General features: G+C 63.0%; 15 protein-coding genes. 6 read left to right on the top strand and 9 right to left on the bottom strand.

The window, feature by feature from the left end; translation table 11 throughout:
- Window position 1 precedes the first annotated feature (1 nt).
- From ABRA89_RS11210 to tpiA, 4 genes are all read right to left on the bottom strand, one after another.
- A complete protein-coding gene (locus ABRA89_RS11210; RefSeq protein ID WP_349941558.1) occupies window positions 2-835 on the bottom strand; it encodes a VOC family protein in 834 nt (277 codons plus the stop codon).
- A gap of 30 nt (window positions 836-865) precedes the next feature.
- Entirely contained in the window at window positions 866-2,494 is a 1,629-nt protein-coding gene (locus tag ABRA89_RS11205) for a CTP synthase (RefSeq protein ID WP_349941557.1), read from the bottom strand.
- Between the two features lie 139 nt (window positions 2,495-2,633).
- On the bottom strand, window positions 2,634-3,404 hold the full coding sequence (secG, locus tag ABRA89_RS20425; RefSeq protein WP_463671282.1) for a preprotein translocase subunit SecG: 771 nt from the start codon (window positions 3,402-3,404) through the stop codon (window positions 2,634-2,636).
- Between the two features lie 64 nt (window positions 3,405-3,468).
- Window positions 3,469-4,278 carry a triose-phosphate isomerase gene (tpiA, locus tag ABRA89_RS11195; protein ID WP_349941556.1) on the bottom strand — a complete coding sequence of 270 codons (810 nt, stop codon included), beginning with the start codon at window positions 4,276-4,278 and terminating at the stop codon, window positions 3,469-3,471.
- Window positions 4,279-4,446: 168 nt separating this feature from the next.
- Between tpiA and ABRA89_RS11190 the strand changes: the two genes are divergently transcribed.
- From ABRA89_RS11190 to ABRA89_RS11170, 5 genes are all read left to right on the top strand, one after another.
- Window positions 4,447-6,336 (top strand): peptidyl-prolyl cis-trans isomerase, encoded by a 1,890-nt coding sequence (locus ABRA89_RS11190; RefSeq protein WP_349941555.1) that lies wholly within the window; start codon window positions 4,447-4,449, stop codon window positions 6,334-6,336.
- A complete protein-coding gene (trpD, locus tag ABRA89_RS11185; protein ID WP_349941554.1) occupies window positions 6,333-7,364 on the top strand; it encodes an anthranilate phosphoribosyltransferase in 1,032 nt (343 codons plus the stop codon). The genes ABRA89_RS11190 and trpD overlap by 4 nt, the downstream gene beginning before the upstream one ends.
- Window positions 7,361-8,191 (top strand): indole-3-glycerol phosphate synthase TrpC, encoded by an 831-nt coding sequence (gene trpC / locus ABRA89_RS11180; protein ID WP_349941553.1) that lies wholly within the window; start codon window positions 7,361-7,363, stop codon window positions 8,189-8,191. The genes trpD and trpC overlap by 4 nt, the downstream gene beginning before the upstream one ends.
- Window positions 8,192-8,253: 62 nt before the next feature.
- Window positions 8,254-8,709, top strand: coding sequence for a cyclic pyranopterin monophosphate synthase MoaC (gene moaC / locus ABRA89_RS11175; RefSeq protein ID WP_463671286.1), 456 nt, complete (start codon window positions 8,254-8,256; stop codon window positions 8,707-8,709).
- Window positions 8,706-9,914 carry a molybdopterin molybdotransferase MoeA gene (locus tag ABRA89_RS11170; protein ID WP_349941551.1) on the top strand — a complete coding sequence of 403 codons (1,209 nt, stop codon included), beginning with the start codon at window positions 8,706-8,708 and terminating at the stop codon, window positions 9,912-9,914. Before moaC ends, ABRA89_RS11170 begins: the two co-directional genes overlap by 4 nt.
- A 6-nt stretch (window positions 9,915-9,920) precedes the next feature.
- On the opposite strand, the gene clpS is transcribed toward ABRA89_RS11170, so the two are convergent.
- The gene (gene clpS / locus ABRA89_RS11165) at window positions 9,921-10,226 is read right to left on the bottom strand and encodes an ATP-dependent Clp protease adapter ClpS (protein WP_349941550.1); all 306 of its coding nucleotides are present in this window, start codon (window positions 10,224-10,226) and stop codon (window positions 9,921-9,923) included.
- Between the two features lie 176 nt (window positions 10,227-10,402).
- On the opposite strand from clpS, the gene ABRA89_RS11160 reads away from it, so the two are divergent.
- On the top strand, window positions 10,403-11,452 hold the full coding sequence (locus ABRA89_RS11160; protein ID WP_349941549.1) for an aldo/keto reductase: 1,050 nt from the start codon (window positions 10,403-10,405) through the stop codon (window positions 11,450-11,452).
- Between the two features lie 27 nt (window positions 11,453-11,479).
- Here the strand turns inward: ABRA89_RS11160 and ABRA89_RS11155 are convergent, their stop codons facing one another.
- From ABRA89_RS11155 to ccmI, 4 genes are read right to left on the bottom strand one after another with little or no spacing between them, the layout of a single operon-like run.
- On the bottom strand, window positions 11,480-11,980 hold the full coding sequence (locus ABRA89_RS11155) for a cytochrome c-type biogenesis protein (RefSeq protein ID WP_463671285.1): 501 nt from the start codon (window positions 11,978-11,980) through the stop codon (window positions 11,480-11,482).
- Window positions 11,980-13,965, bottom strand: coding sequence for a heme lyase CcmF/NrfE family subunit (locus tag ABRA89_RS11150; protein ID WP_349941547.1), 1,986 nt, complete (start codon window positions 13,963-13,965; stop codon window positions 11,980-11,982). The genes ABRA89_RS11155 and ABRA89_RS11150 overlap by 1 nt, the downstream gene beginning before the upstream one ends.
- Window positions 13,962-14,435, bottom strand: coding sequence for a cytochrome c maturation protein CcmE (gene ccmE, locus ABRA89_RS11145; RefSeq protein ID WP_349941546.1), 474 nt, complete (start codon window positions 14,433-14,435; stop codon window positions 13,962-13,964). Before ccmE ends, ABRA89_RS11150 begins: the two co-directional genes overlap by 4 nt.
- Window positions 14,432-15,664 (bottom strand): c-type cytochrome biogenesis protein CcmI, encoded by a 1,233-nt coding sequence (ccmI, locus tag ABRA89_RS11140; protein WP_349941545.1) that lies wholly within the window; start codon window positions 15,662-15,664, stop codon window positions 14,432-14,434. Before ccmI ends, ccmE begins: the two co-directional genes overlap by 4 nt.
- Window positions 15,665-15,758 lie beyond the last annotated feature (94 nt).

Here is a 15,758-nt window from a genome sequence, read left to right as displayed (position 1 = left end):
TTCAGCCGGAAAATGCGATTCGGCCCGCACCGTTCGGGCAGGTGATGGCAAAACTATCGTTTTCCGCCTCGAAGTCGACGCCATTCGTTTCAAGGCATCTCTTCAGGGCGGTGGGATCGGCGGTTGCGATGGTGATGGCGCTCAGCGAAAACGAAGGAACGCCTTCGCCGCCGACCTCGACCAGGGTAACGACGCCGTTCGGCAGAGAGAAGCGGATCACGCCATCCTCATCTTCCTCTCCCTCGCCACCGAGGGTGGCGGCCAGATAGGCTTCAGCGGCATCGAGATCGGTCGTCGCAAATTCGACGGCGGAAATGCCCGATGCGCCGTTCGCGTGTTGGGTGAGAGCGTTGCGATCGATTTGTGTGCTGTGGCGCTGCTCGCACAGGAAGACGCTCGGTGCCCGGGGTGCAAAATCTTTCACGAAGGCGAGGCGAAAGGCGAGTTCGCCCGTGGTGCCGTCAGCCAGGGTCAGCGTCCGTTCGAAATCGACCGTCGCCTCTTCGGCGAGCCCGACGAGCGCGAGGCTCTCGCGATCGGCCAGCACATCCCCGGACTTCAGTGCAAGCCCCGAAAAGGCGGCCGGATGGTTCTCCCGAAAGGCTGCATCCCGGCGCACGAAGAGATTGCCGCTCCGATCCGCCGCTGCGCAAGCGTTTTCATCAACACGGGCAAGCGGCTCGATGAAGAGGCCATCGGCAAAATAGATGCAGGCGTTCCCCGTGCCGAACGGATGCTGCGCATCCGCCGCGACGGTGAAGCCGAGGCTTTCGAAGAAGGCGCGCGCATCGGAAAGCCCGGCGAACGGCATGACGACATGATCGAGCTGGCGCATGGAAATCCTTCCAAATTTCCGGCGTCGAAATCAGACCAGCCGGCTTCGTTCGACCGCCGCGTGGATGAAGCTCGTAAAGAGCGGGTGGGGCTCGAAGGGCCGTGATTTCAGCTCGGGGTGGTACTGCACGCCGATGAACCAGGGATGGTCCGGGAGTTCGACCGTCTCCGGCAAAAGGCCGTCCGGGGACATGCCGGCGAAGATCATGCCAGCCTCTTCGAGGCGTTCGCGATAGGCGCGGTTGACCTCGTAGCGATGACGATGGCGTTCGCTGATTTCGGTGTCGCCGTAGATCTCGGCGATGCGCGAGCCGTCCTTCAGAGCTGCTTTGTAGGCCCCGAGCCGCATCGTGCCGCCCAGATCGCCTTCGGCCGCGCGCTGTTCGAGCTCATTGCCCTTCAGCCATTCGGTCATCAGACCGACGATGGGCTCCGACGTCTCGCCGAATTCGGTGGAGGACGCCTTTTCGATGCCGGCAAGGGATCGGGCTGCCTCGATCACCGCCATCTGCATGCCGAAGCAGATGCCGAAATAGGGCACGTTGCGCTCGCGCGCGAAGCCGGCCGCCAGGATCTTGCCCTCCGAGCCGCGCTCGCCGAAGCCTCCGGGAACGAGAATGCCGTTGACGCGCTCGAGATAGGGGGCCGGGTCCTCTTTCTCGAAGACTTCCGACGGGATCCAGTCGAGCTTGACGCGCACGCGGTTCGCGATGCCGCCATGCTGAAGCGCCTCGATGAGCGACTTATAGGCATCCTTGAGGTCGGTATATTTGCCGACGATGGCGATCGTGACCTCGCCCTCCGGATTGCGGATATTGTCGACCACCTGATGCCAGAGCTGAAGCTGGGGCTTCGGTGCAGGATCGATGCCGAAGGCGGCGAGCACCTCCGAATCGAGGCCCTCGTTGTGATAGGCGATCGGCACATCGTAGATCGTCGCAACATCGAGCGCCTGAATGACCGCCGTCGGGCGGACATTGCAGAAAAGGCTCATCTTGCGCCGCTCGTCGGCCGGGATCGGTCGGTCCGCGCGCACGAGGAGGATGTCCGGCTGGATGCCGATGGCGCGCAGTTCGCGCACGGAATGCTGGGTGGGTTTGGTCTTCAACTCGCCCGCCGCCGGAATGAACGGCATCAGCGTGAGGTGGACATAGATCGCGCCGCCACGCGGCAGATCGTTTCCGAGCTGGCGGATCGCCTCCATGAACGGCATCGCTTCGATGTCGCCAACGGTGCCGCCGATCTCGCAGAGAACGAAGTCGTAGTCCTCGTTGCCCTCGAGGACGAATTCCTTGATCGCGTCGGTGACGTGGGGGATCACCTGTACGGTACCGCCCAGATAGTCGCCGCGCCGCTCCTTGGCGATGATGTTCTGGTATATGCGGCCCGTCGTGACGTTGTCGTGCTTGTTGGCCGAGCGGCCGGTGAAGCGCTCGTAATGGCCGAGGTCGAGATCAGTCTCGGCCCCGTCATCAGTCACGAAAACTTCGCCGTGCTGGGTCGGGCTCATCGTGCCCGGATCGACGTTGAGATACGGGTCAAGCTTTCTGAGGCGCACGCGGTAGCCGCGCGCCTGAAGAAGTGCGCCGAGGGCTGCCGAAGCAATGCCCTTGCCGAGTGAGGAGACCACGCCGCCGGTGATGAAGATATATCGCGCCATGGGCCTTCCCGTTATCGCGAGACGCGTGGCGATGCCAGTCAAAAAACCGGACGGGTCTCTTATTCACAAAGAAAACGGGGTGCCAAAGGCACCCCGTCGATTTTCGATGCGCTTATGAAAGCGCTGATAGCTCAGGCGCTTACTGGCCCGTCTGGGTTTCGCCCTGCGGCTCGTCGTCCGAGAGTGGCTCTTCCGGCGCCTGTTCGACGGCCGGCTGGTCCTCAACCGGCGGAACGAAGGCCGGGTCGGCCGCATTCGGCGCACTTTCGCCCGGATTGGCCGGGATTTCGCCAACATCGCTCGCGGGCGGTTCGCTGGCCGGGTCGCCATCGCCAGACTGGGCGGGCTGATCGAGCAGCAGGCTGCTATCGGCACCCGTCGCGTCGGCCGGCGAATCGGTTTCCGGCGCTTCGGTCTGGGGAGCAGTCGTCGCACCGTTGCCATTGCCACCGGATGCATCGGGAATCAGCGACTGCGAATCGGTTTCCGCAGCGCCGGACGTGTCGTCCGCAGCAGAACCGGCATCAGCCGGAGCAGCATCGTCACTTGCGCCAGCATCACCCGTCGCAGCGCCATCGGCACCGTCCTCTTCGTCCGACAATCCGCCGAGCTGATCGAGCAGGCTGCCGCCATCCGAAGACTGCCCCTGGTTCGCGGGAAGCTGGTCGAGAATATCCGTCGGCTGCGAGCCGTAACGGGCGAGGATGCCGAGCGAAAGCGAGGTGATGAAAAAGCCCGCTGCCAGAATGCCCGTCGTTTTCGTAAGAGCGTTCGCCGCGCCGCGCGCCGACATCATGCCACCGCCACCGCCGCCGATGCCGAGGGCACCGCCTTCGGAGCGCTGGAGGAGCACCACCACGACGAGCGCGATGACGATCATCAGGTGGACGACGATAAGAATGGTTTCCATGAATGTTCCAGGACGCGCCGTGCAGTCTTACGTGAATGGCGCGCCTTCTAAAGAAAAGGGCTTATTATTCCAAGCCGATTTCAAGGTCAGAAAAGTCGGGTTCGAAGGGATCGCGGCCATCAGGCCGCGCCGCCGCCTCGCATATCGCAATAAAATCCTCAGCCTTCAAGCTCGCCCCGCCAACGAGTGCGCCATCGACGTTCTCAGTGTGCAAGAGATCGAAGGCATTGTCGGGCTTCACCGACCCTCCGTAAAGAAGACGAATGGCTGAGCCGGTCTCGCCGCCGAAGCGCTCGTTGAGGGTCTTGCGGATAAAGCCGTGCGCCTCTTCGACATCTTTCGCGGTCGCCGTGCGGCCGGTGCCGATCGCCCAGATCGGCTCATAGGCGACAACGAGATTGTCGGCTTTTACGCCATCGGGAAGCGATCCGGCCAGCTGCTCGCCGAGCCGGTCGAGGGTCCGTCCCTCGTCGCGTTCTTCCTGGCTCTCGCCGATGCACACGATCGCAACGAGCTTCGCCCGCCAGGCCGCCTCCACCTTGGCGCGGACGATCTCGTCGCTCTCGCCATGATCTGCGCGACGCTCCGAATGGCCGACGATGACGTAGGTCGCGCCCACATCCTTCAGCATTTCCGCAGCGATATCGCCCGTATGGGCGCCGCTTGCCTCTGCGTGACAGTCCTGACCGCCCACCTTCGCAGCGTTGTGCAAGATGCCTCGGCTCGCCGAAAGCATCGTCGCCGGCGGACACACCACCACGTCCGTGCCCTCAGTCCGGCCGTCCTTGATCGCATCGGCAATCCCCTTCAGCTCGGTCAGGGATCGCAGCGTGCCGTTCATCTTCCAATTACCGGCAATCAGTGGCGTCGTCATATTTACCCCTTCCGGGATCGCTAAAGCTCTAAACTCGGCCTTGGAACTACCGCCTGGGAAGGCTGAAATCAATCGGCAGCCGGTGTCTTGCGCCGGTCGAGCCTTGTTTCCTAATAAGAAGATAGATACGCCGCCCTCAAAGAAGCGGCCAGAGATTGAGGGAGTGACATGCTCAATTCGCTACGCAAAGCGACGACCGGGTGGACTGCCAAGATCCTGCTCGGCCTTCTGGTGGTGAGTTTTGCCGTTTGGGGTATTGGCGACGTCTTTCGCGCGGGAAATCAGAACGCAGTCCTGAGCGTCGGCGAGACCGATGTACCGTTGGCCGAATACGCCCTCACCTACAATCAGGCGAGTGCCGGCATCACCCGGCAGCTGGGGCGTCAGTTGACACCCGAAGAGGCCGCGACCTTCGGCATCGATCAGGCTGTGCTCTCGCAGCTTGTCTCCGGTGCAGTTCTCACCGAACAGGCTCGAAACATCGGGCTTGGCATCTCGGATGAACGCCTCGCGCGGCTGATCGCCGAAGATCCAAGCTTCCAGGACGCGTCGGGCAATTTCTCGCGTGGGCAGTTCCGCACTCTTCTGAATCAGGCCCGCCTTCGTGAATCCGATTACATCGAGTATCAGGAAGACGCCGCGATGCGGACGCAGATCGTCGATGCGGTGAGCAACGGCATCACACTTCCCAAGGCTTACGAGGAGGCACTTGGCCTCTTCAATGGCGAGCGGCGTAACGTCAGCTACATCTCGGTTGGACCGGGCGCTCTGGAGAGCGAACCGCAACCGACCGACGAACAGCTCCAGACCTATTTCGAGGAAAACAAGGACAATTACGCGGCGCCGGAATTTCGTGGACTTCAGATCGCACGGCTGACGCGGGATACGATCGCCGACGAAAGCGCGATCACCGACGAACAGGTGGCGGCCGATTACGAGCAGTATCAGAGCCGCTATGGCGAACCGGAGCGACGCAAGGTTAGCCAGATCGTCTTTTCCGACAGGGCAGCAGCCGAAGAGGCCGCACAGAAACTCGCCGATGGCGCCACATTCGAGAATGTTGCACGCGCGGCGGGGAAGGACCCGGCTGACACGGCGATAGGTCTCGTTTCCCGCGAAGAGATTCCCAATCCAAATATCCGCGAGGCGGCGTTCGCCCTGGAAAGCGGCCAGAGCTCCGACGTCATCGACGGCCGGTTCGGTCCTACGATCGTTCGGGTTTCCGAAATTCAAGAGGCCAGTGTCACGCCGCTCGAAGAGGTCGAAGGCGATATTCGCCGCGACCTCGCCCTCAACAATGCGAGTGACGCCCTGAACGCGGCCTACCAGACCTACGAGGATGCTCGCGCCAGCGGTGCGACTTTCCAGGAGGCGACTCAGGAAGCCGGCATCGAAGTCGAGACTTATGAGGCGGTCGACAGCCGGGGGCGCAATCCAGCCGGCGAGCCGATCGAAGGCGTTTCGGGCAACGGCGATCTTCTCGAAGAAGCCTTCCAGACGGAGCCAGGCTTCGACAACATTCCCATCACGACCGATGACAACGGCTACCTCTTCTTCGACGTGACTGACATTCAGCCGGCGCGCGACCGAACGCTCGACGAAGTGCGCGAGCAGGTCGTCGGCGACTGGACGCAGAATGAAATGCTCCGGCTCGTCGAAGAGCGGGCACGGGCGCTTGCCGAGGAGGCGCGGAGCGGCAAATCGCTTCAGGCCATCGCGGAAGAAAATGGTCTTCAGGTTCAGAGCGCAATGGGCATCACGCGCCAAAGCGGCGCGGGCGAAATCGGTTCACAGGCAAGCCAGGCTGCCTTTTCCGGCGGCAAGGGCTCGGTATCCGCAGCCAAAGGCAGAGGTGCTCTCGAGCAGGTCGTCCTGAAGATCGACGAGGTCGCACCGCCCGCCGCGCCGCTGGACAACGTGAACCAGACGCAGATCGGCCAGGTGCAGACCGGGCTCACCAACGATCTCGTGCAGAGCTATGTGACGCGGGTTCAGCAAGAATACCCGCTACAGATCTATCCGAACGGGATCGAGAACGCCAAGAGCCTGATGCGATGAGTGAACGGATCAAACCCTATCTCGCAAAGGTTGCAGGCGGCAAGGCGCTGACGCGATCCGAAGCGGAAGCTGCCTTTTCGATCCTGATGTCCGGCGAAGCGACGCCGGCGCAGATCGGGGGCCTTCTGATGGCGCTCCGGGTGCGCGGCGAGAGTGTCGACGAGATCGCCGGCGCCGTCTCGGCGATGCGAGCGAATATGAAGCGTGTCGAAGCGCCGGAAGGTACCGTCGATATCGTCGGCACGGGCGGCGACAATTCCGGCACGGTGAATATCTCGACAGCCTCGGCCTTCGTCATTGCCGGCTGCGGCGTGCCGGTGGCGAAACACGGCAACCGTGCCCTCTCCTCGCGCTCAGGCGCAGCGGATGTGCTCGCTGCTCTCGGCGTCGACATCGACCTGAAGCCGGACCAGCTCTCTGAAGTCATCAAGGAAGCGGGGCTCGCCTTTCTCTTCGCGCCGAACCACCATTCCGCGATGCGCCATGTCGGTCCGTCCCGCAAGGAGCTCGGCACCCGCACGATGTTCAATATCCTCGGCCCCATGACCAATCCGGCGGGCGTCACACGGCTGCTGATCGGCGTGTTCGGTCCCGAATGGATCGAACCGATGGCCCAGACGCTGCGGGAACTCGGCACGGAAGCGGCCTGGGTCGTCCACGGCGACGGCCTCGACGAAATGACGACGACCGGTGAGACGAAGGTCGCCGAACTGAAGAACGGTGAAATCCGGACCTTTTCCGTGACTCCGGAAGACGTCGGCCTCAAGGTCGCGCATCTTTCCGACATTCGCGGCGGCGAAGCAGCTGACAATGCTCTGCGCCTCTCTGCGCTTCTGGCGGGTGAAGCCAGCGCTTATCGCGATATCGTCTGCCTGAATTCCGGCGGCGCGCTAGTCGTCGCGGGAAAGGCCAGCGACCTCAACGAAGGCGTGCGGATGGCGCAGGACGCGATCGACGGCGGACGAGCGCAGGCCGCGCTCGACCGGCTGGTCAGCGTGACCCAGCGTCTCGGAAAGAATGCTGCATGAGCGATACTCAACCTGCCATCGACATCCTGAACCGGATCGAGACCTACAAGCGCGAGGAAATCGCGGCAGCCAAGTCCCGCAAGAGCCTGGATGAACTCGAAAGCGAGATCGCGGATTGCGAGCCGCCGCGCGGGTTCATCGACGCGATCCGCAACCGGACGGAGACCGGCGGCCTCGCGCTGATCGCTGAGGTCAAGAAGGCGAGTCCGTCGAAGGGCGTGATCCGCGACGACTTCGATCCGGTAGAGATCGCGAAGGCCTATGAGCGTGGTGGCGCAGCCTGTCTCTCCGTGCTCACCGACGAACCGAGCTTCATGGGCAGCCCGGACTACCTGAAGGCCGCACGGGACGCGACGCAGCTGCCGGCGCTGCGCAAGGACTTCATGTACGATCCCTATCAGGTCGCCGAAGCGCGGGCCTGGGGTGCTGATGCGATCCTCGTCATCATGGCGGCGGTCGACGACGCGACAGCGCTTGCGCTGGAGGACGCGGCGATCGCCTACGGCATGGATGTTCTCGTCGAAGTGCACGACGAAGCGGAAACGGAGCGTGCGCTGAAGCTGCGGTCGCCGCTGATCGGGATCAACAACCGGAATCTGCGGACATTCGCGACGGATCTCGCGACGGCCGAAACACTGGCCGCAATGATCCCCGACGAGCGAACTATCGTCGGCGAGAGCGGTATCTTCACCTATGCCGACTGCCTGCGCCTGAGCGATCGTGGCATCCGAAGCTTCCTCGTGGGGGAGAGTCTGATGCGACAGCAGGACGTCGAGGCCGCGACACGCGTTCTTCTCGGCGAACAGCGCCCGGACATGCCCCGTTGAGCGATGCGAGTCGACAGGCGGGCGACCGGCTGACCCATCTCGACGAGACCGGCTCGGCCTCGATGGTCGATGTCGGCGACAAGTCCGAGACCGTGCGCGTCGCGACCGCCGAGGGCTTCGTGAAGATGAAGCCTGAGACGCTAGCGCTGATCCGCGACGGTCAGGCCAAGAAGGGCGACGTCGTCGGCATCGCGCGGATTGCCGGCATCATGGCGGCCAAGCGGACCCATGAACTGATCCCGCTCTGTCATCCGCTCCTGCTCAACAAGATCGGCGTCGAGATCGATATGGACGAGGCCCTGCCCGGCCTGCGTATCACCGCGCTTGCCCGCGTTTCCGGCAAGACGGGCGTCGAGATGGAGGCGCTCACCGCCGTCTCCGTCGCATGCCTTACAGTCTACGACATGGCGAAGGCCGTCGATCGCAAGATGGAAATCGGCGGCATCCGGCTTCTGACGAAATCCGGCGGAAAGTCGGGCGATTTCCAGGCTGAAGCGCGCAAGGCCAGCGACACATGAGCCTGCTTCCCGTCGAAGAAGCCTATGCACGGGTGCTCGACGGGGCCGAACCGATCGAGCGAACCGACAAGCTTCCGCTAAGAGCGGCACGTGGCCGTGTTCTGGCGGCGGACCTGTTCGCAACGCGGACGCAACCCGGCTTCAACGCCTCCGCCATGGATGGCTACGCCGTCAGGGCCGAAGATGCCTCTGTCGGCGCTTTGCTCACCGTCAAGGGAGAAGCGGCCGCCGGGCACGGCTGGAGCGGATCGATCGGAAAGGCCGAGGCGCTTCGGATATTCACCGGCGCCCCGATGCCTGAAGGCGCCGATACGGTTCTCATTCAGGAGGACACCGAACCTGCGGGTGAAGGACAGGTTCGCGTCAACGAAGCGCCGGCGACTGGCGATCACATCCGCAAAGCTGGCGTCGATTTTTTCGAAGGGGCTCGGCTTCTGTCGGCAGGGACGGCTCTCTCCGTCGGAGCGATCTCGCTTGCTGCAAGTGGCGGGCATCCTGAATTAGCGGTTCGCGCGAGGCCCCGGATCGCGATCCTTGCGACCGGTGACGAACTCGTCCTGCCGGGTGAGAACGTCGGACCACACCAGATCGTCGCCTCGAACACGTTCGGGATCGCCGCACTTGCGGAAGAAGCAGGCGGTGAAGTCCTGAATTGCGGGATCGCGCGGGATGACCAGGGAGAGATCGTCGCGCAATTCGATCATGCCCTCGAAAACGGCGCCGACGTCTTCGTGACGATCGGCGGAGCATCGGTCGGCAAGCACGATCTTGTCGGCAAGGTCTTCGCCTCGCGGGATGTCGACCTCGATTTCTGGAAGGTCGCCATGCGCCCCGGCAAGCCTTTCATGGCGGGGCGCAAGGGCGCGATGCGGATCGCCGGTCTGCCGGGCAATCCGGCGTCTTCGCTTGTGGCGGCGACACTATTTCTGGCGCCGCTCATCCGCCGGCTCGCAGGCTTTGAAGATCGGCCACTCTATCACGAGGGTTTTCTGGCTGAGGCGATGCCTGCCAACGGAGCGCGCGCCAATTTCGTGCGCGCTGTCTTCGATGGTTTCGATGGAACGAGACCGCGCCTCCGGCCGCTCGACAAACAGGATTCCTCGCTGCTATCGGTCTACGCCAAGGCCGATGCACTTCTGATGCGCCCGGTCGATGCGCCGGCGGCGAAAGCCGGCGATCCATGCCACTACGTCGCGATCGACTGATCCTGCCTATTCCTCCGGCTCTGTCGAGAACAGCAACGGATAGCCGTGCTCCTTCGCAAGATCCGTCGCCTCGGTGGCCTTGGTCTCGGCGACATCGCGTGGATAGACCGAGACGACGCAGGAGCCTTTCTGGTGCGCCGTCATCATCACGGTCTCGGCCTGGCTGTCGTTCAGGCGGAAAACCGCGCGCAAGACCATGACCACGAACTCGCGCGGCGTGTAATCGTCGTTGAGCAGCAGGACTTTGTAGAGTTTCGGCCGTTCGACCTTCGGGTTCACCCGGGTCTTGCGATCGACAGTGGTGTCGGGCATGGCGGGCTCCAGGTTTTCATCTCAGAGACTTGTCGCTCCCCTATCCCTTATGGACGCTGCTTACAACGCGGCGTTCATTCACAACGGCTCGCTTGAAAGCGAGGTTCGCGTATATAGCTCACCAACGCGCGCCCAACGCCGCACCGCAATATCTCCCGCATTCGGAAGGGTTCCCCATGAAGAAACGCCAGCTCGGCCGCACCGGCCTCTCCGTGTCCGAAATCTGCCTCGGCACGATGACCTTCGGCAGCCAGAACACCGAAGCCGAAGCACATGCGCAGCTCGACCGGGCTGTCGAGCGCGGCGTCGATTTCGTCGACACCGCCGAGATGTACCCGACGACACCAATGGCAAAGGAGACGGTGGGCCGCACGGAGGAATATCTCGGCACGTGGCTTTCCAAGCCCGGCAACCGGGAGAAGGTGGTTCTCGCGACGAAGATCACCGGCGAAGGGAACATGAAGGTCCGCGATGGCGCGCGCATCAACCGGGAAACGATGACGGAAGCGGTGGAGGGCAGCCTGAAGCGATTACAGACCGAGGTGATCGATCTCTACCAGCTGCACTGGCCGAATCGTGGCTCCTATCATTTCCGCAAGTCCTGGACCTTCGATCCGAGCGATCAGGACGGCGAGCGGGCCAAGGATGAGATGCTGGAAATCCTTGAGACCATCGGCGATCTTCAAAGGGCCGGCAAGGTGAAGCACTTCGGCCTCTCGAACGACACAGCCTGGGGCACCACACGCTTCTGCACGCTCGCGGAAGCCCATGGCCTGCCCCGCCCGGTTTCGATCCAGAACGAATACAGCCTGCTCTGCCGTTACTTCGATCTCGATCTCGCCGAGACTTCCATCCACGAGGATGTCGGCCTCATGTGCTACACACCACTGGCAGCAGGCCTTCTAACCGGCAAGTATTCCGGCGGCGCCATTCCAGAGGGCTCGCGCGCCTCGATCAACGAGGGGCTCGGTGGCCGCCTGACCTCCACCGGCAACGCGATCGAAGCGGCGGACGAATATGTCACCATCGCGAAGAAGCACGGGCTGGACCCGGCCCAGATGGCGATCGCTTTCTGCCTGACGCGGCCATTCATGGCCTCCGTCATCATCGGCGCGACGACAATGGAGCAGCTCGACAACGTCATTGATGCTGCGGACGTCACCCTGAGCGATGCGGTGCTTGAGGATATTGCGGCGGTCTACAAGCGCTGGCCGATCCCGATGTGATCGTCGGGGCGTTCAGCCCCGGCCTCCTCACCCGTTCTTCAAAACCTCATTCAGCTCGCGCTGCTCCGCCTCGGAGAGGGTCGGCGCCTTTGGCTGATCCTTCCGCCGGCGGCGCATCGAGACAAAGGCATAGCCGACGCCGGCCAGCAGCACCGCGATCGGCGTCGCCCATAGGGCGATCGTGCCGGCGGAGACCCGAGGCTGAAGTAGCACGAACTCACCGTAGCGAGACACGAGATAATCGATGACTTCTTCGTTCGTGTCGCCAGCGACAAGACGCTCGCGGACGAGCACGCGAAGATCCTTGGCGAGCCCTGCATTGGAATCGTCGATCGACTGGTTCTGGCAGACCATGCAGCGCAGACCAGTGGAAAGTTCGCGCGCCCTCGCCTCGAGCGCGGGATCGTCGAGCACCTCGTCCGGCTCGACCCCATAGGCGACGGTCGGAACGAGCGCCACTCCTGGAACACCGATCGCGAGAATGACGGCGAAAGCCGCTGCTTTGAACGACCGCGCAAGAAACATCATCATGTCTCTGCGCCCGAGGCCTGCAAGCGCTTGCGTGCTGCCGGCGCGCCGACGCGCAGACGCCGATCGGCCAGGGACACTGTGCCGCCGAACGCCATGAACAGCGCACCAATCCAGATGAGTGTAACCCAGGGCTTGTACCAGATGCGGACTACGGTCGCGCCGCCATTCGCGGCGGAATCGCCAAGCGAGATATAAAGCTGCGAGAACCAGTTCGTGCGGATGCCCGCTTCCGTTGTCGGCATCTGTCGGGCCGTATAGAGCCGGCGGGCGCTCTCCATGGTGCCCAGCGCTTGGCCGGCGTCGAGCAGTGTGAAGTTGCCGACCTCTTCCGAATAATTAGGTCCTTGGCGATCGGTTATGCCGTCGAAACGGATTTCGTAGCCGCCGGCCTCACGCGTTCCGCCCGGCTCCATCGAGGTGATGATCTCGGTCTCGAAAGCCGAGACGCAGACGATGCCGATGACCGTGACGCCGAGACCGAAATGGGCGAGCGTCGTTCCGAAGGCCGAACGCGGCAGACCCTTCAGGCGGGCAAACCCCTTCGAGAGGCCCGCTTTCCGGAAATTGGCGCGTTCCGCAAGATCGGTGAGACTGCCGATCAGCAGCCATACCCCGAGACCCAGACCAAGCGATGCCAGAACTTCGGTGCCCTGCGTCAGAGCGATCGCGATGATCGCCGTGAGCAGCGCGGCGCCGACGGCCCAGTAGAGCCTCTGCGTCGCGCCGGCGATATCGCCACGCTTCCACGCGAGCAGCGGCCCGAAAGGTACGGCCAGCAATAGCGGCACCATCAGCGGCCCGAAGGTGAGATTGAAGAACGGCGCACCGACCGAGATCTTCTCGCCCGTCACCATCTCAAGAAGCAGCGGATAGAGCGTGCCAATGAGGACGGTCGCTGCAGCGGTCGTCAGGAAGAGGTTGTTGAGAACGAGCGCCCCTTCCCGGCTCACCGGCTGGAACAGTCCGCCGCTTTCCAGCGACGAGGCGCGAAAGGCGAAGAGCGCCAGCGATCCGCCGATGAAGAGGCAGAGGATCATCAGGATGAAGATGCCGCGCGATGGATCGGTCGCGAAGGCGTGCACCGAGGTCAGAACGCCCGAGCGGACCAGGAACGTACCGAGAAGCGAAAGCGAGAAGGTGAGGATCGCCAGAAGGATCGTCCACACCTTCAGCGCCGATCGCTTCTCCATGACGACGGCCGAATGCAGGAGCGCCGTGCCCGAAAGCCAGGGCATGAAGCTGGCGTTCTCAACCGGGTCCCAGAACCACCAGCCACCCCAGCCGAGCTCGTAATAGGCCCAGTAAGAGCCCATAGCGATGCCGAGAGTGAGGAAAATCCACGCCGCCAGAGTCCACGGCCGCACCCAGCGCGCCCAGGCAGCATCGATCTTGCCGTCCATCAGCGCGGCGACGGCGAAGGAGAAGGCGATCGAGAAGCCGACATAGCCGAGATAAAGCAGCGGCGGATGGATCGCGAGGCCGACATCCTGGAGGATCGGATTGAGATCCTGCCCCTCGAACGGCGCCGGAAACAGCCGGGTGAACGGGTTCGAGGTAAAGAGGATGAAGGCGAGGAAGGCCGTCAGAACCCAGGCCTGCACGGAGAGAACGTTGGCTTTCAGCGTTGGCGGCAGATCACGGCCGAAGCTCGCGACCAGGGCGCCGAAGAAGGCCAGGATCAGCACCCAGAGAAGCATCGATCCTTCGTGGTTGCCCCAGACACCGGAGAATTTGAAAAGAAGCGGTTTGGCCGAGTGTGAATTCTCGTAGACGTTGAGAACGGAGAAATCGGAGGTCACATAGGCCACCGTCAGCGCCGAGAACGCGAAGGCCAGAAGAAGGAAGACGCCGAGGCTGGACGATTGCCCGACTTCCATCATCCGCGCATCGCCGCGATAGGCGCCAAGCGCTGGAATGACGGACTGGATGAGCGAGGCAGCAAGCGCCAGAATAAGTGCGTAATGTCCGAGTTCGACGATCATGTTCCGGCTCCCTCGGCAGCCGCTTTCGGCCGCGAACTTTCGTGATCCCAAAGGCCGCGCGCCTTCAGGTCGTCGACGACCTCCTTCGGCATGTAGTTCTCATCATGCTTCGCGAGCACGGTATCAGCGAGAAAAAGGCGATCGGGACCAAGCGTGCCCTCGGCGACGACGCCCTGCCCCTCACGAAAAAGGTCCGGCAGGATGCCGGTATAGGTGACCGGCACGCTCTGCACGGTATCGGTTACACGAAAGGTGATCGTCTCGCCCTGATCACGCACGACGCTGCCCGCCTCGACCATGCCGCCAAGCCGAATGCGCTGACCGGGTCCGGGCGAATTCTCGACGATATCCGTCGGCGAATTGAAATAGGCGACCGAGTCCGACATCGCGGTCAGAACAAGGCCGGCCGCAAGCGCGACCACCGAGAACATGCCGCCGATCGAGAGCAGGCGCTTGCCTTTGCGCGTCATTGGTTCTCTCCCTCATTGCCTTCGATCCCGAGCGAACGGCCAAGCGCTGCAATCTGCTCGCGCGCTTCGGCATCATTCGAAAAGACGCCCAGCGCAGTGTTCAGAGCCTTCGCGGCGTCTTCGTCCTTTCCGAGGACGGAATAGGACCGGATGAGACGCTGCCATCCTTGCGCGTCATTCGGGTCGGCTTCAAGACGGGCGGCGAGTTGCGACACCATGCCTTCGATCATGTCGCGGCGCTGACCCGCATTCATATCAGCGGCCGCCGCAACCTGTTCCTGGCTCGGTGACGGACCTGACGCGGCACCGGACGGCGCCGCACTTCTGGACTGCTGGGGCTGCGGCATTTCGGCAAGCTCCAGCAGACCGGCCTTCTGCCGCGCATCGCTCAGCGCGCGTGTCGCGATTGGCAGCCAAGGGGCGTCGGCCGGGCTCTTTTCGATCAGCGAAGCCCAGGCATCGGCTGCATCGGCATTCTCGCCTTCCTGGCTGAGATCGAGCGCGACGAAGAAGCGGGCCGGCAGGTAATCCGGTTGCTCATCGAGCGCCTGATCGAAATATCGGCGGGCTTCGTCGGTCACTTCACCGTCGGCGGCCTGCGCCAACGCCTCGCCGAGCCCCGCATTGCGCGAGACACTCGGTCCCAGCAGACGATTGGCGTTCCTGAACGCTTCGACCGCATCCTCGGACCGGCCCATCCTGAGATAGATCGGGGCGACCACGTTCCAGCCCTGCCCATCATCGGGATTGCTCTTCAATCGCTCTTCCGCGCCGGCGACGAGACGCATGATCTCGTTCGGCGCGCCGTTTCCGTTGCTGGGTGCAGGTTGGGATCGCGCTGCCAGCGGCAGATCGGGCAGACCTGGCGCACCGAAATACTGGTAGGCCGAAAGGGAAACGACAGGAACGAGAACGACGATCGCAAGTCCAGCCGCAAAGCTCTTTCCGCTTGCGGCAGCCATGCCGCCGCGCCGCTTGCCGTCGGCTTCCGCCAATGCATTCGCCTTCAGCAGCCGCCGGCCGATTTCGGCCCTCGCGGTTTCGGCTTCTTCCTTCGACAGCGTGCCACGCTCGACATCGCCTTCGAGCTCGTTCAGCTGTGAACGATAGACTTCCACGTCATGCGACGCGCGGTCAGCAGCGGGATCAATGGAAGATGAAATAACCGGATAGACGAGGAGCAGAATGACGCCGAGCGTCATGGCCGCTACGATGAACCAGAAGACCATTGAACCGACTTGAACCCGTCTCTTCTCTTGGCCCGCGCGCCCTCTCGGCTGATCGCGGGTCTTGGCTTCGGTTCTCTCTAGCAGAAGGGCCCGG

The organism is Fulvimarina thalattae, from assembly GCF_040239565.1.
Classification (GTDB): domain Bacteria; phylum Pseudomonadota; class Alphaproteobacteria; order Rhizobiales; family Rhizobiaceae; genus Fulvimarina.
The sequence above is the reverse complement of the archived record's forward strand: the minus strand, read 5'-3'. Positions and strand labels throughout refer to the sequence as shown.